Source organism: Pseudaeromonas sp. HNCC25DJ180 (genome assembly GCF_055413345.1).
Map to the genome: position 1 here is coordinate 1 of NZ_JBVAYF010000020.1, position 22,734 is coordinate 22,734.

At 49.9% G+C, this 22,734-nt stretch carries 20 protein-coding genes; 16 read left to right on the top strand and 4 right to left on the bottom strand.

Annotated elements, in window-relative coordinates; translation table 11 throughout:
- The 3 genes from ACZYTD_RS15955 to ACZYTD_RS15965 form a co-directional block, all read left to right on the top strand.
- A partial coding sequence (locus tag ACZYTD_RS15955) for a calcium-binding protein (RefSeq protein WP_463893533.1) occupies window positions 1-1,853 on the top strand: 1,853 nt, incomplete at its 5' end.
- Between the two features lie 149 nt (window positions 1,854-2,002).
- Entirely contained in the window at window positions 2,003-2,590 is a 588-nt protein-coding gene (locus ACZYTD_RS15960; protein ID WP_463893535.1) for a hypothetical protein, read from the top strand.
- Window positions 2,591-2,609: 19 nt separating this feature from the next.
- On the top strand, window positions 2,610-3,311 hold the full coding sequence (locus ACZYTD_RS15965; protein WP_463893537.1) for an SIMPL domain-containing protein: 702 nt from the start codon (window positions 2,610-2,612) through the stop codon (window positions 3,309-3,311).
- A 70-nt stretch (window positions 3,312-3,381) separates the two neighbouring features.
- Here ACZYTD_RS15965 and ACZYTD_RS15970 read toward each other — a convergent pair whose 3' ends face one another.
- From ACZYTD_RS15970 to ACZYTD_RS15980, 3 genes are all read right to left on the bottom strand, one after another.
- Window positions 3,382-4,224 carry a tetratricopeptide repeat protein gene (locus ACZYTD_RS15970; protein WP_463893539.1) on the bottom strand — a complete coding sequence of 281 codons (843 nt, stop codon included), beginning with the start codon at window positions 4,222-4,224 and terminating at the stop codon, window positions 3,382-3,384.
- A 109-nt stretch (window positions 4,225-4,333) separates the two neighbouring features.
- Window positions 4,334-6,208: a DUF3413 domain-containing protein gene (locus ACZYTD_RS15975; RefSeq protein WP_463893541.1), complete on the bottom strand. Its 1,875-nt coding sequence runs from the start codon at window positions 6,206-6,208 to the stop codon at window positions 4,334-4,336.
- A 16-nt stretch (window positions 6,209-6,224) separates the two neighbouring features.
- Window positions 6,225-6,455 carry a YejL family protein gene (locus tag ACZYTD_RS15980; protein WP_463893542.1) on the bottom strand — a complete coding sequence of 77 codons (231 nt, stop codon included), beginning with the start codon at window positions 6,453-6,455 and terminating at the stop codon, window positions 6,225-6,227.
- Between the two features lie 68 nt (window positions 6,456-6,523).
- Here ACZYTD_RS15980 and yejK point away from each other — a divergent pair, with 68 nt between their 5' ends.
- The 5 genes from yejK (at window position 6,524) to ACZYTD_RS16005 (ending at window position 12,916) form a co-directional block, all read left to right on the top strand.
- Window positions 6,524-7,549, top strand: coding sequence for a nucleoid-associated protein YejK (yejK, locus tag ACZYTD_RS15985; RefSeq protein WP_463893544.1), 1,026 nt, complete (start codon window positions 6,524-6,526; stop codon window positions 7,547-7,549).
- Between the two features lie 366 nt (window positions 7,550-7,915).
- A complete protein-coding gene (malE, locus tag ACZYTD_RS15990; protein ID WP_463893546.1) occupies window positions 7,916-9,097 on the top strand; it encodes a maltose/maltodextrin ABC transporter substrate-binding protein MalE in 1,182 nt (393 codons plus the stop codon).
- A 67-nt stretch (window positions 9,098-9,164) separates the two neighbouring features.
- Complete coding sequence (gene malF, locus ACZYTD_RS15995) at window positions 9,165-10,799, top strand: maltose ABC transporter permease MalF (protein WP_463893548.1); 1,635 nt, start codon at window positions 9,165-9,167, stop codon at window positions 10,797-10,799.
- A gap of 10 nt (window positions 10,800-10,809) precedes the next feature.
- The gene (gene malG, locus ACZYTD_RS16000; protein ID WP_463893549.1) at window positions 10,810-11,700 is read left to right on the top strand and encodes a maltose ABC transporter permease MalG; all 891 of its coding nucleotides are present in this window, start codon (window positions 10,810-10,812) and stop codon (window positions 11,698-11,700) included.
- A 79-nt stretch (window positions 11,701-11,779) separates the two neighbouring features.
- A complete protein-coding gene (locus ACZYTD_RS16005; RefSeq protein ID WP_463893551.1) occupies window positions 11,780-12,916 on the top strand; it encodes an ABC transporter ATP-binding protein in 1,137 nt (378 codons plus the stop codon).
- A gap of 120 nt (window positions 12,917-13,036) precedes the next feature.
- Here the strand turns inward: ACZYTD_RS16005 and ACZYTD_RS16010 are convergent, their stop codons facing one another.
- Window positions 13,037-13,639: a peroxiredoxin C gene (locus ACZYTD_RS16010; protein WP_463893552.1), complete on the bottom strand. Its 603-nt coding sequence runs from the start codon at window positions 13,637-13,639 to the stop codon at window positions 13,037-13,039.
- A 132-nt stretch (window positions 13,640-13,771) separates the two neighbouring features.
- Here ACZYTD_RS16010 and ACZYTD_RS16015 point away from each other — a divergent pair, with 132 nt between their 5' ends.
- From ACZYTD_RS16015 to ACZYTD_RS16050, 8 genes are all read left to right on the top strand, one after another.
- On the top strand, window positions 13,772-14,695 hold the full coding sequence (locus ACZYTD_RS16015) for a LysR substrate-binding domain-containing protein (RefSeq protein ID WP_463893554.1): 924 nt from the start codon (window positions 13,772-13,774) through the stop codon (window positions 14,693-14,695).
- A 332-nt stretch (window positions 14,696-15,027) separates the two neighbouring features.
- A complete protein-coding gene (gene queA / locus ACZYTD_RS16020; protein WP_463893556.1) occupies window positions 15,028-16,074 on the top strand; it encodes a tRNA preQ1(34) S-adenosylmethionine ribosyltransferase-isomerase QueA in 1,047 nt (348 codons plus the stop codon).
- Window positions 16,075-16,120: 46 nt separating this feature from the next.
- Entirely contained in the window at window positions 16,121-17,245 is a 1,125-nt protein-coding gene (gene tgt, locus ACZYTD_RS16025) for a tRNA guanosine(34) transglycosylase Tgt (protein ID WP_463893558.1), read from the top strand.
- Window positions 17,246-17,280: 35 nt separating this feature from the next.
- A complete protein-coding gene (gene yajC / locus ACZYTD_RS16030; protein WP_463893560.1) occupies window positions 17,281-17,616 on the top strand; it encodes a preprotein translocase subunit YajC in 336 nt (111 codons plus the stop codon).
- A 21-nt stretch (window positions 17,617-17,637) separates the two neighbouring features.
- The gene (gene secD, locus ACZYTD_RS16035; protein WP_463893562.1) at window positions 17,638-19,491 is read left to right on the top strand and encodes a protein translocase subunit SecD; all 1,854 of its coding nucleotides are present in this window, start codon (window positions 17,638-17,640) and stop codon (window positions 19,489-19,491) included.
- A 9-nt stretch (window positions 19,492-19,500) separates the two neighbouring features.
- Window positions 19,501-20,451 carry a protein translocase subunit SecF gene (gene secF / locus ACZYTD_RS16040; protein ID WP_463893564.1) on the top strand — a complete coding sequence of 317 codons (951 nt, stop codon included), beginning with the start codon at window positions 19,501-19,503 and terminating at the stop codon, window positions 20,449-20,451.
- A 286-nt stretch (window positions 20,452-20,737) separates the two neighbouring features.
- Window positions 20,738-21,652, top strand: coding sequence for a lipoprotein NlpI (gene nlpI / locus ACZYTD_RS16045; protein ID WP_463893566.1), 915 nt, complete (start codon window positions 20,738-20,740; stop codon window positions 21,650-21,652).
- A 201-nt stretch (window positions 21,653-21,853) separates the two neighbouring features.
- A complete protein-coding gene (locus tag ACZYTD_RS16050) occupies window positions 21,854-22,438 on the top strand; it encodes an HAD family hydrolase (protein ID WP_463893567.1) in 585 nt (194 codons plus the stop codon).
- The last annotated feature ends 296 nt before the right edge of the window (window positions 22,439-22,734 follow it).

The following is a 22,734-nucleotide window of genomic DNA, read 5'->3' on the forward strand; positions in this document are numbered from 1 at the left end:
TGACGATTGCCGGCACCACGTTGACCGTGGCAGCTGGCGACACAGTGGCCGACCTGGTTGGTAGTGTGGTGGATACCCAGTATGGTCAGTTGACGCTGGACAGCTTCGATGCCGCAACGGGCACCTTCACTTACGGCTATCAACTGCTGCACAACGTGGACAACGACTCACAACCGGGTGCGGATACTTACGGCTTCACCGAGACTATCAGCCTGTCTGTGTCTGATGGTACCAGCAGTGCCGATACCAGCTTCGGCGTCTACATTGCTGATGACACCCCTGTCGACATACAGCCCATGTCTGCCGTAGTGGCTAATTCAGGTGAGGCTCTGGGTAGTGGTGCGCTGGATCTGTTTGGCCATAGTGGGGCCGATAAGTTGGGTTCAGTGGTCTTTGTTGGTTCAGATGGCAGCCCATTAACCGGATTCTTTGAAGGTGTGACGAAGAACATAACTTCAGGAGGGGCGAACATTATTTTGACCGGCTTTGGGACCAGCACGCTTGTTGGAACCTCTGCGAAAACTCTCGAGACTGTCCTGACTGTCACGCTTAATCCCGATGCGGATATTCAGAGTTCAGATCGCTATACCATTGAGTTTAAGCATCCCTTGGATGATGGCTCAAAAATGGCATTTGATAACTTCAGTACGGCCCCGGCAGGCCAAAACTACTGGATCGGACTTGACTCTGATGGCAATGCGATAGGGGCAGATGCCAACGACAGTACGGATCTGCTGATCACCGCAGCCGGTGGGGCCGCCAAGGTTAATACCTCAAGCAGTGACTTGGGCGCCGATAATCAGCATATTGATGGTGGTGAGGGGGTTCGTCTTGACTTGGTGATCGATGTTGATCGGGCGCCTGGTAAGGATGAAAAAGATAGCGGAGGCTTTGTATACGATCAGCATTACAGCACTCACGATTTCACCTTCAAGTTGATACAGGTGATCCAGGCGCCGTGCGTGGTGCAGTTGGCGGCTTATAACTTTGATGATCTGGCTAACAAGACTGATCTGGCTGCAGGTAGCACAGCTGTGGGCATTGTGGCTTCAAGCATTGAAGTCAAAGATGCGTATGGTGACCCACTAACATTGGGAACGGACTATCAAGTGTTTGAGGATGCAAGCGGCAAGGTGTTCCTTACTAACATGAATGCAGGTTATGAGGTGAGCTTTGCTGGTCAGGATATGTTTGAGGCTGTGGTTATCACTAACGCCGATGGCATGACGAACCCAGCGACTCACGATACCTTTGTCGGCGGTTCGTTTGATATTGGTGGGTTTAGCTATGATGCCTCTGAGGCTGGTAGCAACATTGACTTGAGTTTTGCACTGCAGGTTACAGATGCGGATGGTGATACATCGAGCGGGCAATTGGACATGACGGTTGTGCCGAATGGTAATGTTCTGCTAGGCGATGGCGACGCCAATTTGCTGGTTGGCGATACCAGAGATGAGCGTCTGGAAGGCGCAAACGGTGCCGATACCCTGCTGGGTGGTGAAGGCGATGATACTCTGCTCGGTGGGCAAGGTAATGACATCCTGGTCGGTGGTGACAACAATGACTTATTCGTCTGGAAGAGCGGTGATGCTGATGGTTCAACGGATAGGGTGAGTGACTTCCAGTTGGGGGTCGACCAGTTGGATTTCGCTGATGTACTCGATGGTGGTGTGAGTGCGAGCAATCTGGCCAACTATCTGCAGGTTACCCCCGATGGCAGTGATACCGTGATCAATGTATTCAGTAATGGTGTGGTGGGATCGGTTCCTGATTTGATCGTGGTGTTGGAAGGTTGCTCTGCCGATATTCAGCAGTTAGATGACCTACTGACTAACAATGGGGTGATTTATTGATCGTGTACTGAGTGAGAGGGGCCTCTTATGGGCTCCTCTTTTCTGTGTGTGATCTTCGGCACTATCGGTGGTCAAAAAGGTTTGCTTGTGAGAGCAGATGTTGATTCACTACCATCAATCGGGCTGGATTATTTGATAATGGAGGGGCTATGTCGGCTATTACATGGCTTGAGGTGGAAGGGGTTCGCTATGAAGGTCAGGGGGATACTATCCTGTGCCGGACTGCGATCGGCTTTCACTCCCAACTCCCTGGGCATAGTCTCGAAAATCTGGAGGTTTCTGATAGCCAAGGGCGTTCATTAGGCTTTCTCTCGGTCAACTTTGACTCCGGCGAGATGGTCTTATCTCCTCTGGTAGCTCATCGCGAATTGACCGGCACCGAGCTTGTGTTAGGGGATAGGCAGGGAGTCCATATCCTGGGGCTGGATGAGTTACCGCTTGCAATGGCCGGTGATACTGCTTTGTTAGACGCTGAGCCAGAGTTAATGTATCCAGATAGTTTTAGTGGCTATGTTCATGCCCCCGTTGGTGCGGCTTTACCGTTAGATTGCCTAGTGTCATCGGCTGATGAAACCTTGGATGCTTTTTTCGGTGAAAGTGCACTACCTGCGATATTACCTATTGCGGGTATGGATGAGCTATCTGTCAGCCTCTCTACGCTTTATCTTGAACATGGTACTGAGCCTGGTCTAATGCCCATGCTCCCTGAGCCTATTGATTTACCTCACATCATCTAAGTCACATTAAAGGCGGGTTATGAAGAAAATTTGGTTATGTTTTGCTCTGATTTTCAGTGGCTATCTTCATGCTCAAGAACCCGGAGTGCCGGTAGCTCCCCACCTCATCACCACTGGTAATGCGGAGCTCACGGCTCAGGCCGACATGGCCACACTCCATTTTTCTATTACGGCGCAGGATAAAGACAGCCTGAGGGTGAGACAGGAGGTTGATGTCAAGGTTGCGGCTTTTGTCAACGCTCTGAATAAGGTCGGAATAAAAGCACAGGATTTGGAGGCAGGAAATTTACAATTATCGCCAGAATACCAATATATGACCGATCAAGCCCCAAAATTGAGTGGATATCGGGCCTTGCGGGATGTATCAGTTCGGCTTTACCAATTGGAGCGGGTTAATCAGGTCATTGATAGTGCATTGAAGGCCGGACTAAATGCGGTGAACGATATTTCTTATGGGGTTCGCGAGGAGCAACGCTATGTCGCCAAGGTCCGGCAGTTGGCCATAGAGGATTCCAAGCTGAAGGCCAGTGAGTTGGCCAAATCCTATGGCATGACGCTGGGTAAACTCTATGCGGTTAGCTACGAAGATAAATCCCCCCCTCCTGTGGTGATGGCCAAGATGATTGCCCCTGCATCCCCCAGCGAGGTTGACCCGAATCACTATATAGCGAATCAACTGCGGTTTACCGATAGTATCCGAGTGGTATTTTCGCTGGAATAAAAGAGCGGAGAGATCAGGAGCTGGGGCCTTATGGCCCCAGCTTTTTACCAATTGGATTTAGTTTTCTCAATCAATACAGCAGAGTGTAGAGATGGCGGCGATAGGTGGATGCTTGGGGATCCCCTGCCATGGTAGCCAGTATGTCCAGAAAAATTTTCTTAGCATCCCCAAATGCTAAATCTTGCCGCAGAATAGTCAGTAACAGTTCCAGCGCCTCCTGTTTTCTTCCTGCCTGGCTGTATTGGATGGCCAATTCCTGCTTCAGCATTCCATCCTCTGGAGCTAGGAGCAGCTTGGCTTCGAGAGCCTTGATCTCCGGAGAGTCGGCTGCTTGTTCGGCCAACTGTAATGCGGCGAGCAATCGTTGGTAGTCACCGTCTTGATCGACCATCGGAATAGAGGCAAGTAGTTGGCTGGCCTGAGATAGTTTTTGCAATTCAAGGCAGGCGGTTATCAGGATGAATTTGATATCGCTGCGATTGGGTGCGGCCGTAAGGGCCTGCTGGGCCGTGTCATAAGCTTGTTGGAACGCTTGCTGCTGAAGATGTTGATGAGCTGTCTCCAGCAATAGGTCTTCTTCTTTAGGCAGGTAGGGCGCTAAAAACTGTTGGGCTCCTGCTAACTGCTGTGACCCCATGATGGCATCGACAGGGCGCCCTTCCTTGAATATGACTAGCGCTGGCAGAGCTTGCAGGCCTATCTGTATCGCCAAACTCTGCAACTGAGGGTCGGTTACATCGACCAGAGCAAGGGTAACGGCTGGATTATTATCGCCAACCAACGCCATAACCACTGGGGTGATGGGTTGGCATTCGGGGAGCGCTTCAGCGTAAAAATAAACAGCCACACATTTGTTAAATGAGGCATCGATCAGTTCTGCGCGAACATTTTCCGGTGTGATTTTGATGATCATGGCATGAATGTCTGATGAGGGAATGCGAGTAACGAGTAATATGGTGGCAGTGGATCGTCTTTGCAAGAGGACTGCGACGCTACGAGGTGCAGCGTCGCAGTCAGTGCACTCAGTGTTGAGCGCCCCGAAAGCGATTTAGATCGCTTATTACCTGCAGTAACATAGGCATATTGGCTTTGCCATCCTCTAATTCCTGATAACTATTGCTGTCAAATAACCGGAAATTGCCTTGGCGATCGAACAGCGTAGTCTCTTTGTCGGAATAGATGACAAATTGCCTGTTATCGCCGATGACTAACCAGTCTCGGTGACGTAGATCGAACAGCGATGCTCCGGTAGAAAAATCATGCTCAGGTGAGCTAGCCCCGAGTAGATTCCGCAGTAATGTGGGGACTAGGTCGATGTGCCCTGTCAGTTGCGAACTCTGTAATTGGGATTTACCAGGCCAAGCCAATATCATGGGTACCGCAAGTTGAGGGCGGGAGTAGTTGGAACCAGCTCCCCAACTGCCTCGATTGCTTTCATTAAATTCGAAGCCATGATCGGCTGTGATGACCACCACTGTATCATCCATGTGTCCACTCTGATAAAGCTGATCAAGCAGTAAGCCTAGCTGCTGATCGGCAAAAAATGCCGCGTTTTTATAGCGGTTGATCAGTAACTCCTGCTGGGCTGGGGTGATGCTGGAGAAGGGATCCAGCTGTTTTAGTTCAGGTTGAAATGGCCCAGTAGCATTGGTGGGTAACACCAGATTTCCCGGTGCCGTTAGATTGATATAAGAAAACCAGGGCCTATCCGTCGTCAAAGCATGGAACCACTGACTCCAGGCTTTGACTACGGTGGCGTCATCAGCCAAGTTGATGAGTAGCCGCTTTTTATCCCGGACACCGCTGAAAATGCCGTCATGGTAGAGAGTAGATGCTTGCTGGCTGGCTATAAATGAAGTGATCAAGTAATCCTGCCGTTGTAATTCATCAATCAGCAAGGGAGCCCGTTTGTCGGCCAGCATATCATCAGCGTATTGGCCTGGCAGACCATAAAATAGAGAAAATAGGCTGGTGTCTGACTGATTGTCACCCGCTATATGGTGGGTGAATTGTTGGTGTTGAGCGGCGAATCGGACCAAGTTAGGCATGATGATATTGTTAACCGCATCCTGGCGCAGCCCTCTAAGAGTGATGAGCAATAGGTTCATCTTGGGTTCAATGGGTTGAACCTGCAGCGGTGCCAAGGGATATTGCAGCCTACTATGGGGTTGATGCTCTTGCGTCATGGCTTTTTGCTTGAAGGCCTCGAGATCAAGCCAGCCGTGTTTGGCGAGGAAGGTTCGAGCCGTCATGGGATATGACAATGGAAAGTTGGATTTTTGTGCCGTGATTGGTCCATAGAAGATGGCATCAGCCCAGATATGGGCCAAGTGGGTAATTAAAAAACAGCTTACAAATAGCCCTACGACTACACGGCCTACCCAAGATGGACGACGCTTGAATTGCATGCGCCAAGCTTGAGTTGAAAACAGCAGCTCCAAGAAAAAAATAACGGGGATGGCAATGAACAGAAAACCCCAGTTAATATCCGTATTTTTTTGTGTATGAGCAAAAAGAACATCCCAGACAAACGGGGTGATATGGAACTTCAATAGTTGATAGATCTGAGTATCGATCAACAACAGGGTTAATATGGTGGTGGCGAGAAGAACGGCCAAACCTCGCATCACCTTTTCATTACTGAAGACAAAGGTGAGGGGAAAAATAGTCAATAAGAAGCAGATGAAGCCAATATAGCCAAAGTGGCCAATCCAGCTGACCAGGAGATAGAGTTGCCCAAGTCCTGTGGCTGGCCAGGGATTTGCCATGACGTAGCGTATGGCTATCGCCATAGCCAGCACTATGTTGAATAGTACGAACCAGTGCCCCCAACTGATGAGCCGGGAGACATTCTCTTTGTATCGAGTACTGGTCTGTATTGAAAAAGCATTCACCATCAAGGGGCTCCAGAATCTAGTGTGAAAGCTTGCTCTGCTTGATGGATTGCAGCAATGCAGTCGCAAATGAATTCGCGATAGATTCTTGTTGCGCCACCGGGATCCGCTCAACGATGAGATGAGTAGCCAGGTTGCCAATGGCAAGCAGCGACAGGTCAACAGGCGCCTTGTGCTGTTTCAATACGGCCAGCATCTGCTCAATGAGTTCTTCTATCTGCTGGTTGCTATATTTTGAGACGAGAGGCATGAGTGGGATCCTTTGTGAGTTAAAGCGCTCTATAATACTGCACATTCATTCCTGAAACCACGGCTGCTATGAGTGTACAAACGCAAACCATTATCTTACATACCTTACGTTACACTGAGGGGGAGGGGGTTTCGGCCCTGTTGAGCGGTACAGAATTGGCCGTATCTGAATCTGTGGAGCAGTTAACTGCCGCGCTACATCAGAATTTTCAACTGAAATCCAATCGGAGTTATGCACATTTTTCCGATGAGCCTGATCAATCAGTTGAGTCTGGGTCAGAAGCGTTTGTCAGTTTACTCGAGTCCGCGTTGCTGCAAAAACTGCCCTATCTTGAGTTTTCCAATAAAGCAACTCAACTGTTGGTCGAACAGGTAAATAAATACTCGCTAGTGTGCCAAGGATATCTCTATTTCATCAAGTATAAATATGTTGGTGCTGATTATTTACTGGTTGGTTTATTAGAGCCGCAGGAAAGTGTTAACTTCACCGATGGATTAGATATTCAACGGGTGAGTTATATTGATCTGGAAAAAATGAGTCTGGTTGCTAGGGTAGATATTACTGATTATCAAAAGTCTCCAGAATTACAGCGTTACCTCTCGTTTTTGAAGGGGCGCGCTGGTCGAAAAGTTGCGGATTTTTTCTTGGACTTTTTGTCGGCCAAAGAAGGGGTGAGTCAAAAAGTACAAAACGAGGCGTTGGTTAAGGCGGTCTGCACCTATGCTCAAGCACATGAATTGCCTGCCGATCAACTGCAGGGAGCTAAAAAAGAAATTCTTGGATACTGCAAAGAGCAGATTAAATCGGGAGAAGAGCTCGATACCAAGGCACTAGCCAGCTTTATGCCAGATGCGGACGGCATGGATTTCTACTCATTTTTAACAACGGATGTTGGTTTGCCTGAAAGCTTTCCTCCCAGTCAAACGGCGTTACGTGCACTGACCAAATATGTGGGGTCGGGAGGCGGTTTGACGATCAGTTTTGATGAGAAGTTGCTCGGTGAGCGAATTCACTTCGATGCCGCTGCCGATACCCTGACGGTAGTCGGATTACCGCCCAATCTGAGAGATCAGCTGCTGCGCAACAATCGCTGATATTTATGTAAGCTGTCGGTTGACATACCAATGCTGGAATGCTGTTTCCGACAGCTCAATTTTTAGTTAGCTCATTTTCTCTTCAAAAATGTAGTTAATATAGGATAGACACTCAGTGAAAGCCTTTTCTCGGGGTTGGTTTTCTCTCCTGTTCAATTTAGCAGATAGACATTTGGCTTCTGATAAAATGAAACCGATACCAGAAACTGTTTTCAATGGTTGGTCTAGATGGTTTCTAGCTTAACTTTGCAAAAATGCGAGATCCGTCATAGGAGCAATAGGGGGCTTGCTCTAATATGCACACCGCACACAGGCTTATTACAGCGTGTTCAGCGTGGGACTAACAAACTTAGTAAGGAAAGGCTAATGAAAAAGAAAATTCTCGCGTCTTTTATCGGGCTGGCTACCTTGGGTATGGCTTCTGCTGCTAGCGCAGCGATTGAAGAAGGTCAGCTGACGATCTGGATCAACGGCGACAAGGGCTATAACGGCCTGGCCGAAGTGGGTAAGAAATTTGAAGCAGCTACCGGTGTTAAGGTTACTGTTGCTCACCCTGATCAGGTTGAAGTTAAGTTCCAACAAACCGCTGCTACCGGCAACGGCCCAGACATTTTCATGTGGCCTCATGACCGTTACGGTGAGTGGGCTAAGTCAGGTTTGCTGGTTCCGGTGACCCCGAATGCCGCGACCAAGGCTAAGTTTGTAGACCTGGCATGGGATGCCATGCAGGTTGACGGTAAGTATTTCGGTTACCCGATTGCTGTAGAAGCTGTGGGCCTGATCTACAACAAGAAGCTGATCTCCACTCCGCCGAAGACTTTCGAAGAATTGGCTGCTCTGGATGACAAGCTGAAGGCTGACGGCAAGCGCGCCATCATGTGGGCTTACACCACTCCGTATTTCAGCTACCCACTGGTTGCTGCCAACGGTGGTTATGCGTTCAAGAAAACCGCCGCTGGTTATGATGTGAAAGATACCGGCGTTAACAACGCAGGTGCCAAGGCTGGGGTCAAGTTCATTGTTGACCTGGTTAAGGGCGGTCACATGGAAAAGGGTGTTGACTACGGTGTTATGGATGCCAAGTTCTCCAAGGGTGAAGTGGCTGCCATCATCAACGGCCCATGGTCTTGGAGTAACTACCAAGCCGCTAAGGTTGACTATGCTGTAGCTCCGCTGCCGACTCTGAATGGCAAGCCAGCTAAGGCATTTGTTGGTGTGTTGGGTGCGACTATCAACGCCGCTAGCCCGAACAAAGAACTGGCTACTGAGTTCCTGGAAAACTACCTGCTGACCGACGCTGGCCTGAAGGCGATGAACGACGACAAGCCACTGGGCGCTGTTGCTCTGAAGTCCTTCCAAGTCAAGCTGGAAAGCGATCCGCGTATCCAAGCCACCATGCTTAATGCTAAGAATGGCGAGCCGATGCCGAGCGTTCCTGAAATGATCCGCTTCTGGTCTTCTTTCGAGACCGCACTGAAGAATGCAACCACTGGTCGTCAAACTCTTGACGAAGCACTGGATACTGCAGCACGTCGTATCGTGCAATAAGAGCATGGGAGGCCCCTTACGGGGGGCCTCCACTTTTTTATTTTTGGCGTTTTGAAGGTTTTTGGGCATGGAACAAATCCAGTCTGTCGATAGCAAAGCGGCAGCCACCTCCAAGAGCTCTTGGATAAAGTGGTTAGTTGCAAGCTTGGTAGTACTCCTGAACGGTTATGCCATCATCATGATGTATGCCGGTGGAGAGATCGCGTTTGCGCTGTTAGACCTAGTTCTGGTCGGAACCGGCGTTTATGTGTTTTTGAACAAGACGACTTATGCTCATCGTTACATCTTCCCAGGTGTTGCGGGCATGGTCGCTTTTATTATTTTCCCTTTGGCATATACGATCAGTATTGCCTTTACCAACTACTCAGGTGCCAATCTGCTGTCACTTGAAAATGCGATGAACTATCACCTGAAGAAGTTTTACAAGGTTCCAGGTGGTGAGTTTGATTTCACCTTGATTGACCGAGGTGAAAAGCGTTTTCAGTTGGTGCTCAAGCAAAATGATAAAACATTTGCGAGCAACCCGATCCAGCTCTGGACAAATGGTGACCTACAGAAGTCGAAAGGATTGATTGCGAAATCAGCTATCAATCTGGCGCCTCTGGATGGTGACCTCCCTGGTACTCCAGCTGCAATTCGGGAAATCGTAGATCACAAGGGCCATTTGGCTCTAATGTCGTTGGTGTTGCCGGATGGTACACAACTGAGCATGACGGGTTTGCGTAAGTTCGAAGCGCAGAAGTCGATGTTTACTCGGTTACATGATGGTTTCAATTTGAAATCCGGTATCCATCTGAGTGACCCTTATATTCTCCGTAATAATGAAACGGGTGAACTGCTGTTACCTAACCGTGAAACCGGCTACTTCCAGTATATTAACGAAGATGGTCAGTTTGTGGGGGCGTCTCAAGCACCTGGTTTCGTTGTCGGTGTAGGTTGGAAAAACTTCCTCCGTGTGTTGACTGACCCGGGCATTCAGGGACCTTTTATCCAAATCTTTATTTGGACAGTGATCTTCTCTGCTTGTTCTGTTGGTTTTACCCTCATCATCGGTATGGTTCTGGCTAGCTTGGCACAATGGGAAGAGCTCAAGGGGCGTGGTTTCTACCGGATGATGTTGATCCTGCCTTATGCCGTTCCGGCCTTTATCTCTATTCTGGTGTTTAGGGGCTTGTTCAACCAAAACTTTGGTGAAATCAACATGTTCTTGTCACTATTCGGTTTTGAAAAACCAGAGTGGTACACCAGTCCTATGCTGGCACGAAGCATGTTGCTGACCGTCAATACTTGGTTGGGTTATCCCTACATGATGATCCTGTGCCTGGGGATGTTAAAGTCCATTCCAGAGGATCTTTATGAAGCCTCGGCGATGGATGGTGCAGGCCCCCTGCAAAACTTCTTCAAGATCACCGTTCCCTTGTTGATGAAGCCATTGACGCCGCTGTTGATCGCATCCTTCGCGTTCAACTTTAACAACTTCGTGTTGATTCAGTTGTTGACCAATGGTTCACCCGATATTTTGGGTGCCACGACTCCTGCAGGTACCACTGACCTTCTGGTTAGCTATACCTACCGGATTGCCTTCCAAGGCGCGGGTGGACAGGACTATGGTCTGGCTGGTGCGATTGCAACCGTAATCTTCCTGATTGTGGGTGCATTGGCTCTGCTCAACCTGAAGCTTTCCAAAGTTGAGAAGATTTGAGGATTAGAAAATGGCTATCGTACAACCGAAATCCATTAAATATCGGTTACTCGCGACGCACTTGGTGATGTTGTGCTTTATCATAGTGGTTGCTTTTCCGCTGGTGATGGTTGTGGCTATCTCCTTCCGGACGGGTAACTTTGCGGTCGGTGAGATTATTCCCAGTAATCCAACCCTGGATCACTGGCGTCTGGCCTTGGGAATGAGCATTGTCAATCCAGATGGATCTGTGACCCCGCCACCGTTCCCGGTGCTGCGTTGGTTGTGGAACTCCATCAAGGTTGCTGGCATTTCCTCTGTATTCATTGTGGCGCTCTCAACTACCTCGGCCTATGCGTTCGCTCGTCTGCGCTTTCGTGGTAAAGAGACCATTCTGAAAGGAATGCTGGTATTCCAGATGTTTCCTGCCGTGCTGGCATTGGTTGCCATCTATGCGCTGTTTGACAAGATTGGTAACTACATCCCGTGGTTGGGTTTGAATACCCACGGTGGTTTGATCCTCGGCTATATGGGGGGGATTGCACTGCACGTCTGGACCATTAAGGGTTATTTCGAGACAATTGATCCCTCTTTGGAAGAGGCGGCCGCAATTGATGGCGCAACTCCATGGCAGGCGTTTCGTCTCATTCTGTTGCCGCTGTCGGTGCCCATTCTTGCTGTGGTGTTTATCCTCTCCTTTATCGGAGCGGTCACCGAAGTACCAATGGCATCCATCCTGTTGTCTGACGTTGATAACTTGACGTTGGCAGTGGGTGCGCAACAGTATCTCTATCCGCAGAACTATCTGTGGGGTGATTTTGCCGCTGCGGCTGTAATGTCTGGTTTACCTATCACCATAGTATTCCTGCTGGCTCAACGCTGGTTGGTCGGCGGTCTGACTGCCGGTGGTGTTAAGGGTTAATGAATGTGGGTGAAGGCCTCGGTAGGCCTTCACCATAATGGTTTCCTAATAATTTTTGATTTCCACAGCGGAGCGACTCATGGCTGAAGTAGTTCTGGATAATGTTCGCAAAAACTATGATCCTTCTTCTCTGAAAGACACACTGCGTAACATCAATCTAAATATTAAGGAAGGCGAGTTTGTCGTCTTCGTAGGTCCGTCAGGTTGCGGTAAGTCAACCTTGCTGCGTATGGTTGCAGGTCTGGAAGATATCACCAGCGGCGAGTTGCGCATCGGTGGTAAATACATGAATGATATTCCGCCAGTTGAGCGTAATGTCGGCATGGTATTCCAGTCTTACGCTCTGTACCCACACATGAACATCTATGAGAACATGGCCTTCGGTCTGAAGCTCAAGAAGTTTGACAAAGAGACAGTCCATAAGCGTGTTTCTCGTGCGGCTGAGATCCTCGGTCTGGAGCCGTTGCTGGAGCGTAAGCCCAAGGCGCTGTCTGGTGGTCAACGTCAACGTGTGGCTATCGGTCGTTCTATCGTACAACAACCTTCCGTCTTCTTGTTCGACGAGCCTTTGTCAAACCTGGATGCGGCGTTGCGCGTTAAGATGCGTATCGAAATTGCCAAGCTGCACAAAGAGCTGAACTCTACCATTATCTATGTGACTCATGACCAGGTTGAGGCCATGACGTTGGCTGACAAGATCGTGGTATTGAGTCCATTGAAGGACACTGCTGAGACTAACCTTGAGCAGTATGGTTCACCTCTTGATCTGTATCACAACCCGTCTAACAAGTTTGTTGCTGGTTTTATCGGCTCTCCGAAGATGAACTTCCTGCCTGGTGAGTTGATCGAAATTGGGGAAGACAAGTGTAAGATCAAGCTGAATACTGGCGATATCATCACCGCTTGCGTTGATGCCCGTCGCGGTAAGATCGGTGACAAGGTTGAGTTCGGTATTCGTCCTGAGCATTTGGTACCGGTTGATCACCCGGATGCCGCCGGCCGTCTTTCTGGCCATGTTCAAGTTGCTGAACATTTGGGCGCTGAGTCTTTCGTCTATATGGAAGTGGATGGTCACGACTTCACCGTCAAAGCGGCCAGTGAAATCCCAGTGGATACTGGTGATACTCTGGAAGTGGGTGTACCAGCTCAGGCTTGTTACTTGTTTGATGCCAAAGAACAAGCTTTCCCGCGTACTAGCAAGTACAACCGTACTTAATTAGTGGCGCCGGGTAGACACAAAGCGGGGAATTCCCCGCTTTTTTTATTCCGGGCTCGGATGACGTAAAAACAAAAAACGCCGCATATAGCGGCGTTTTTATTGACCCGCTCGGGGTCTTTACAGCTTATCTGCGTTATTAGCCAAGTAGTTGGCAACGCCTTCTGGGGACGCCTGCATGCCTACTTGCCCTTTTTGCCATTGAGCGGGGCAAACTTCGCCATGCTCTTCATGGAATTGCAGGGCATCCACCATGCGCAGCATATCATCGATGTTACGACCTAACGGCAGATCGTTAATCACTTGGTGGCGCACAACGCCCTCTTTATCGATGAGGAATGAACCACGGAATGCGACACCTGCATCGGGGTGTTCAACATCATAAGCTTTGCAGATTTCGTGTTTTACATCAGCAATCAGTGGGTATTGAACGGCACCAATGCCACCATCGGCAATCTTGGTGTTACGCCAGGCATTGTGCGTAAATTGCGAGTCAATAGAGACCCCAATTACCAGTACACCGCGCTTTTGAAACTCTTCAAAGCGGTGGTCAAATGCGATCAGTTCGGAAGGGCAGACAAACGTGAAATCTAAAGGATAGAAGAAAACAACTGCAGGCTTACCCTTGATAAAGGCTTGCAGGTTGAAGCTGTCGATAATTTCACCATTACCCAGCACTGCAGCTGCTGTAAAGTCGGGAGCAGGACGTCCTACCAGTACCATATGATTCACCTCAGTGTATAAGTGTTGTGCCGTTAAGGCATTACGCCTCTATATATTAGACAAGACTCAGTGTAGAGAGTGTGCTAATTTTGTTAAATTAAAATTAATAGATAAGTGTAATCGTATTTTTCTATGAGCAGATGGCCGAGTTTGAAGCAACTGCACTATTTGGTCGCACTGGCCGAGCATAAGAATTTTAATCGTGCCGCTAAAAGCTGTTTCGTCAGTCAATCAACCCTGAGCACAGGGATCCAGACCCTCGAAGAGTTACTCTCACTGCAGCTTATCGAACGCGATAATAAATCCTTCATCATGACAGTTGCGGGTCTGGAGGTGGTTGAACGGGCCAAACTGATCTTGGCGCAAACCAGAGATTTAATGGAGTTGGCAAGCGCGCAAGCGGGGGGGCGGAATGGGTGTTTACGCTTGGGCTGTATACCCACCATAGCGCCTTTTTTACTGAGTGCCTTAGTTAATCGCTGCAGTGAACGTTTTCCTCACTTGGAGCTGTTGCTACGTGAGGATACATCGGCCAATCTTATCAAACAGCTAGAGGCGGGTGAGCTAGACTTGCTGGTCTTGGCGCTACCTTATGAGATTGGTTTGTTGCACTCCAGGGTGATCAGCCAGGACCCGTTTAAACTTGTTCTGCATCGAAATTTAGCCGCTAGGATGAGTTCTCCGATCGATTATCGCCAGTTACCTGCCCACTCGATTTTTTTGCTGGAGCAGGAGCATTGCTTGACCGGTCATGCACTGGCCGCTTGCCATATGGCCGATAAGAGCAAAATTAATCCCTTCTCAGCCACAACGCTGTATACCTTAGTGCAGATGGTTGTCGCGCGCTGTGGTGCTACTTTTTTACCGCAGATGGCGATCGATGCGGGCATATTGACGCAAACCGATCTACGCGCCATACAGCCCTATGGCGAACATTCATTGCGCGATATTGGCATGGTTTGGCGCCCGAGTTCCACACGGGTAGAGACATTTTATCTCATAGGGGACTTGGTGGCGGAGTGTTTAGATCATGGAAATAAAAGGCTGCCGACTTAAGATCGGATTGTGGGTATGACGCGTCAAACTAACGGAGTTACCAATTTCTAACTGCATGGTTGGTCGCCCCAGGTAGACGAACGATATGTGTTGACGCCGTGTTGGCACGTTATATTGAAAGTTAACTACATTATTTGTGTTTATTGCCGACCAAAGCGAGTGAACAGTCGGCTTTTGATCTGCTTTTATTACTAATTCCTGCTCGGCGTTACAACCTATTTGAATCCGCATTTCATCACATCTTCCGATAACTGAATTGGGCCTGTGTTGGGCGGCTTGATCCCTGACTCAGGGCTCACTAGACTGTTGCCCTTCTTGCTCTAGGGGGATGTATGCAGGTCTCGGATTTTAATTTTGCGTTGCCAGATGAGCTGATAGCTCGCTACCCGATGGCGAGTCGAACGGCCAGTCGTCTGCTGCAGTTAGATGGCAGATCAGGAGAAGTCTCTCATGGCTCATTTCTCGACATCCTGGCCCTGGTGAATCCTGGTGATCTGCTGGTGTTTAACAATACCCGCGTCATCCCCGCCCGCATCTTCGGTCAGAAGGCGAGTGGCGGCCGAGTTGAGGTGTTGATCGAGCGAGTACTGGATCAACACAGGGTGCTGGCTCATGTGCGTGCCTCTAAGGCGCCTAAACCAGGATGTGAGCTGATTTTCGAGCGCGGCATATCGGCCCAGATGGTGGCCCGGCATGATGCCCTATTTGAGCTGGTATTTGCAGGCGAGGAGGGAGTGCTGACCATTCTCGAGCAGATTGGTCATATGCCTTTGCCTCCCTATATCGATCGTCCGGACGACGATGCGGATAAAGAGCGTTACCAGACGGTTTACAATGCCAAACCGGGTGCTGTCGCGGCGCCCACTGCGGGCTTGCACTTCGACGAGTCTTTGCTGAGCGCTTTGCGTGGCAAGGGGGTCGAATTTGCATTTGTTACCCTGCATGTAGGGGCTGGTACGTTTCAGCCTGTGCGTGTGGCGCAGATAGATGATCACCACATGCATCGGGAATATGTTGAGGTATCCGATGAGGTGGTGGCGGCAATTGCTGCTACGCGAGCGCGTGGCGGTCGAGTCATTGCCGTGGGGACCACCTCGGTGCGATCCCTGGAGAGTGCGGCCAGAGTTACTATGGCACAGGGCTTGTCATTGCAGCCTTTCTACGGCGATACCGATATATTCATCTTTCCGGGTTATCACTTTCAGGTGGTGGATGCCTTGATCACCAATTTTCACCTGCCTGAGTCGACCCTCATCATGCTGGTTTCTGCTTTTGCGGGATATGAGCATGTGATGGCTGCTTACCAGGAGGCGATCGATCAGCAATATCGTTTCTTCAGCTATGGCGATGCCATGTTTGTCACGCGCCAAACTAATTGATGGCGTAACTAGAGTCAGACTGTTTCTCTGACAACTTGAGGTACTCATGAAATTTGAACTGAAAAAGCAAGTTGGGCGGGCCCGTCGGGGCCAGTTGGTATTTGAGCGCGGCACGGTAGAGACGCCGGCCTTTATGCCTGTTGGCACTTACGGTACGGTCAAGGGGATGACGCCAGAAGAGGTCAAGGCCACAGGCGCGCAGATCTTGCTGGGCAACACGTTTCACCTTTGGATCCGACCAGGTCAGGAGGTCATCAAAAAGCATGGTGATCTTCATGACTTCATGAACTGGCAAGGACCGATCCTGACTGACTCGGGGGGGTTTCAAGTATTCAGCCTGGGCGATATTCGCAAGATCACCGAAGAGGGGGTCCATTTCCGGAATCCGGTTAATGGCGAGAAGATCTTTCTGTCACCAGAAAAATCCATGGAGATCCAATACGATCTCGGATCAGATGTGGTCATGATCTTTGATGAGTGCACGCCTTATCCGGCTACTTGGGAGGTGGCCAAGAAGTCCATGGAGATGTCGCTGCGTTGGGCTGCCCGCTCACGACAGCACTTCGATCTTCAGGAGAACCCTAATGCTCTGTTCGGGATTATTCAGGGCAGCGTGTATGAAGATCTGCGCGATATCTCTTTGCAGGAGTTAGTGAATATTGGCTTTGATGGTTATGCCATCGGCGGTCTGGCCGTTGGTGAGCCCAAAGAGGATATGCACCGCGTTCTGGAACATGTCTGCCCCCAAATCCCGGCAGATAAACCCCGTTACCTGATGGGCGTAGGCAAGCCTGAAGATCTGGTTGAGGGGGTGCGTCGTGGTGTGGATATGTTTGATTGCGTCATGCCAACGCGTAATGCCAGAAATGGTCATCTCTTTACCACGAATGGTGTAGTAAAAATTCGGAATGCTCAGCATAGAGATGATACATCTCCCTTAGATGCAGAGTGCGATTGTTACACCTGTCAAAATTACACGCGTTCCTACTTGCACCATTTGGACCGCTGTAATGAGATCCTCGGCGCTCGCCTCAATACCATACATAACTTGCGTTATTATCAGCGCCTGATGCAAGGTTTGCGGGACGCGATCGATGCGGGTACATTAGACGCCTTTGTTGAGGATTTTTATCTTCGACAAGGCAAGCCGATGCCGAGTCTGGCGGATTAATACAACATCAACATAAGTAATAATGAGGAAAAAGAATGGATATTATCTCCAAGGCCTATGCTGAAGGCGCGGCGCCAGGTCCAGCGGGTGGTGGTTTGGAAATGATCATCATGCTGGCCGTGTTCGGTCTGATTTTCTACTTCATGATCTATCGTCCTCAAGCTAAGCGCGCTAAAGAGCATAAGAATCTGATGTCATCCCTGAGCAAGGGTGATGAAGTGCTGACCTCAGGTGGTCTGGTTGGCAAGATTAGCAAGATCACGGCAGATAGCGATTATCTGGTGCTGGCTCTCAATGACCAGGCCACTATCACTATCAAGCGCGATTTCATTACGGCTGTGCTGCCCAAGGGCACAATCCAGTCCCTCTAAATATCCACTCAGGAGTTAGCCGTGTTGAATCGGTTTCCGCTGTGGAAGAACCTGATGGTGGCCTTGGTGGTCATCATCGGTATCCTCTATTCAGCTCCCAATCTATATGGTGAAGATCCCGCTCTGCAGGTTTCAGCCGCGCGCGGGATGGATATCAAGGCGTCCAGCCTTGACGATATCAAAAAAATCCTTGATCAGAATGGTATCAAGTTCAAATCAGCGGTCCTGGAGAAGGGGCAGGTCCTGGTTCGTTTCAACAACACCGAAGACCAGCTCAAATCCAAGGAGTTGGTAGCCGAGAAGTTGAGCGAGCAGTATGTGGTTGCGCTTAATCTGGCGCCCGCGACTCCCGCCTGGTTGACGGCCATTGGTGCCGGTCCGCTTAAGCTCGGGTTGGATTTGCGCGGCGGTGTCCATTTCCTGATGGAAGTGGATATGGCTGAGGCAATCAATAAAGCCCAGGATCAACTGGTGCAAGATTTCCGCTCTGAGCTGCGTGAACAAAATATTCGCTATGCGGGTGTCCGTCGTGAGGGGGGCAGTGTGCTGGTGTTGTTCCGTGATGGAGAACAACAGCAGGCGGCTATGGCAGAACTGCGTAAGCGCCACAAAGATCTGCAGTTGAGTGATTCTGAACTCAACGGTCAGTATCGCATCCAGGCCAGTCTCACTGAGGCCAAGCTCAAGGAAATCAAAAGCTACGCCCTTGAGCAAAACATCACCATTATCCGTAATCGGGTAAATGAGTTGGGTGTTGCTGAGCCCTTGGTACAGCGCCAGGGTGCCGAGCGGATTGTGGTTGAGTTGCCTGGTATTCAGGATACCGCCCGTGCCAAGGAAATTCTGGGGGCTACTGCGACTCTGGAATTCCGTCAGGTGGATGATTCGGCTGATCTGGCTAGTGCTGCTGCAGGGCGTGTTCCGCCGAACTCCCAGCTCTACTCGGATCGCAATGGTCGGCCTGTCGTGCTGCAGAAGCGCGTTATCTTGACTGGTAACCATATTGTCGATGCTCAATCTGGTATGGATGAATATAGTCGCCCACAGGTAAGCATCAAGCTGGATAGCCAAGGCGGCAATAAAATTTCAAGCTTCAGTAAAGACAACGTGGGTAAATCAATGGCCACCGTCTTTATTGAGTTCAAGCCAGTTGGTGAACCAGGGCCAGACGGTAAGCGTAAGTTCCGTAAAAATGAGGAAGTGATTAACGTTGCCACCATCCAGTCTCGCCTGGGTAGCAACTTCCGCATCACGGGTATTGATAATGTCCAAGAGGCACACAACCTCTCGCTATTGCTGCGCGCAGGTGCCTTGATTGCCCCTATCCAGATTGTGGAAGAGCGCACCATAGGCCCAAGTCTGGGTCAGCAGAACATCGACAGTGGCTTGCATGCCATGGCGCTGGGGATGGGGATTCTGGTGTTCTTCATGGCGATCTACTACCGGAAATTTGGCCTGGTTGCCAACCTGGCGTTGATTTTCAACGTGGTGTTGCTGATTGGTATCATGTCTCTCATTCCTGGGGCGACCATGACACTGCCCGGGATTGCCGGTATCGTCCTGACTCTGGGGATGGCGGTGGATGCTAATGTGCTTATCTATGAGCGCATTCGTGAAGAGCTACGCGCAGGCCGGAGCCCACAACAAGCCATCAGCATGGGGTACGAGCGTGCATTCGGCACCATTGCTGACTCCAACATTACCACCTTCATCACGGCCTTTATCCTCTTCTCTGTGGGTACTGGCGCGGTGCGCGGTTTTGCCTTGGTGCTGATGATAGGCATTGCTAGTTCCATGTTTACGGCCATCACTGGTAGCCGTGCCGTGGTTAACCTGTTGTGGGGTGGAAAACGCCTCAACGACCTCTCGATCTGAGGTGATCAAATGTTCCAACTATTAAAACCGGGTCATGTTATCCCCTTCATGCGGATGGCTTTCCCTGCAACAGTCATGTCGCTGTGTATCATTGCCTTTTGCATATTTAGCCTGGCGACCCGAGGCCTCAACTGGGGTCTGGATTTTACCGGGGGGACCATAGCTGAAGTAAGTTTTGAGCAACCGGCAGATCTGGATCTGGTGCGTGGGGCCTTGACCAAAGAGGGGATAGATGGCGCGGTTGTGCAGCATTTTGGTTCAACTCGCGATGTTTTGATCCGTCTGGCGCCCAAAGGCGAAGTGGATCAGCAACAGTTGGCTTCTAAGGTAACCCTGGCGGCACAGGCGGTGTCAGCAACGGCCAAACTTAGTCGCCTTGAGTTTGTCGGGCCTGCAGTGGGTGAGGAGTTGGCCCAGAATGGTTTCCTGGCGATAGTGGCTTCATTGGGCTGTATTTTGGCCTATATCGGTTTTCGCTTTGAGTGGCGTATGGCGACTGGGGCTGTTATGTCCTTGGCTCACGACGTGATTGTAACTCTGGGGGCCTTTTCATGGTTCCAAATGGAGTTTGACCTCACAGTGCTGGCTGCTGTCTTGACGGTAGTGGGTTATTCACTCAACGATACGATAGTGGTGTTTGATCGGGTGCGGGAAAATGCGCGGAGACTACGCAAGGGCGATATGCGAGAGATCATTGATATCTCCATGACCGAAACCTTAAGCCGGACCCTGATCACCTCGGGTACGACCCTTGTTACCGTTATTGCGTTGTTTGTCATGGGTGGCCCGTTGATCCACGGGTTCTCTACCGCGCTGCTCATAGGTATCGGTTTTGGTACCTACTCTTCTATCTATGTGGCCAGTGCCTGGGCTATGTACTTGAAGGTGCGCCGCGAACATTTGCTGCCTGCCGAAGTGGAGAAGGAAGGGGCTGAAGAGCAGTACGAGGAGTCCTTATAGCAAGCCCTGTTTGCTTGGGTTCTGTAATTCTTAGGTTGGGTGCCAATGGGCGCCCTATTTTTTTGCATCTTGCGCTATCAGCGGTATTGTTACTGATCACAATCAGTCGTGAACTATGAAGTGGGAGGCGAATTGGGCCCTCGTTGGAGTTGAATTAGAACTGAATGCGAGTTGGCGATATTTAGAGTGACACAATTGCAAATAACTGCGGCAACAGCACATGACAAATGGCACCATCCCCCTTAACATAGCAAAATCAAACCTGTATGGGGTTTTGGAGTTTTCTTTGGATTTCAGGAATCAAGTTACATCTCTGATTGGCACCTTGGTGTTTTTTTCTTTGGTTGGCTGCAGCAGCATGGATGGGCAGGCTAACCTCGGATCTTCCGTGGATAAGCCTGCCGTGGTGTTGGCCACACCGCTCCAGGTTTCATATCAAAATGAGTTGGCCTTGGCCCGCCTTGGGCAACTGCTCTCTACCCGGGATTTGAATCCAGATCAGCGCGCTGAGCTCTATTACGAACGTGGTGTGGTATTCGATCGGGTTGGCTTGCAAACCATGGCTCGGATTGATTTCAATCGTGCCCTGCGTGAGCGTCCTGATTTTGCCGAAGCCTATAATTTTATTGGTGTCTATCTCACGCAGCAGCAGAACTTTGACGAAGCCTATGAGGCGTTTGATTCCGCGCTGGAGTTGGCGCCAGATTATGATTATGCCTATCTGAACCGTGGCATTGCGCTCTATTACGGCCAGCGACCTGGTTTGGCCGCGCAGGATTTGGCGGAGTTTTATCGCCGTCATCCCGAAGATCCCTATCGTGTGCTGTGGCTATTTTTGGCTGAAAGTCAGCTGAATAAAGCGCAAGCGATTAAAGATTTAGAGCGACGTTATAAGCAGCATTCAGGTAAGGAGTGGGGCTGGACCATTGTCTCCACCTATGCCGGCTTGCAGTCAGGCGATGAGTTTCTTGCGGCCGTTGCCAAGCAATCCACCACAAATCGGGAACTAGCCGAACGCTTGTGTGAAGCCTATTTCTATCTCGGTAAGTTAGCTCAAGCCGAGGGTAAACCCGCATTGGCCGAAAGTTATTTCAAGCTCTCTTTAGCCAGCAATGTGTATGACTTCATTGAACATCGCTATGCGCGGCTGGAATTAAGCTTGCTCGCACCAGAGCCGGAAGAGGACGTACCCTCCATCTGATGTTCTTTACTGGGGCCGTTATCCTCTGTTACATCCAACACCGCCACCTAATGTGGCGGTTTTTGTTCTCTGACTTTTGTCTGGGCCTTTTCTATGGTTCTGGCCTCGTTAGGATTAGGATAAGAGAGTTATTCTTTGCGCTGCTAGCAAGACAGCAGAACATTTATCGACAGGGATCCCTTGTCTATTGGAGTATGAAGCGTGAATGTTATTTTTGATCTTGGAAATGTAATAGTTACCTGGGATCCGGTAGCCATAGTACGGTCAGTGATCGAAGGGCCTGGCGCGGTAAGGCTTGCGGAACAGCTGTTTGCGCATGCTGATTGGGTAGAAGTCGACCGCGGTACTTTGACGCTGGATGAGGCGGCTCTGCGTGCTATCGAGAGAACTGATGTTGACGCTGATATTATTCATGCCATCTATCGGGCTGTGGCTCCTTCCCTGCAGCCGCTCCCCCAGAGTGTTGAATTACTGCATAGTCTGAAAAAGCAGGGCCATGAGCTCTATGCTTTATCTAACATGGGGCATGTGAGTGCGGATTATCTGCAGCAACATGGTGCTTTTTGGCCGTTATTTAACGACGTGGTTATTTCCGCGCGAGTGGGGCTGGTCAAACCCGAATTAGCTATCTATCGCCATATGTTGCAGCAGTTTGGCTTGCGCGCAGAAGAGGTGGTTTTTATTGATGACTCATTACCTAATGTTCTGGCGGCTCGAGAGTTAGGTTTACGTGCTATTCACTATCTCTCCCATGCCCAATGCTTGGCTGAGTTGCTGGTCGAATAAGCAAGGATTCATCTCGGATGGGGTGGGCTGATAGCGCTTTCATTTTGTGGTGCTTGGTTCAGCACACTGATCCTAATCAATATAGCCCCATTTCCCTACTATTGCGTGTTTGCTCACTTGGCTGATCTAGTGGTAATTTTACTACGCTTATTTTTACTAGGGCCTTCCCGTGACCCTGGCAAGATATCTCAGTCCACGGACAAACGACTACGCATATCCGGTGCTTAAAGATGAGTCGAATGGCGGAGCATAGACCTTCTCTTATTTTGGTTCATTGTCTGATATGTCAGATGGGT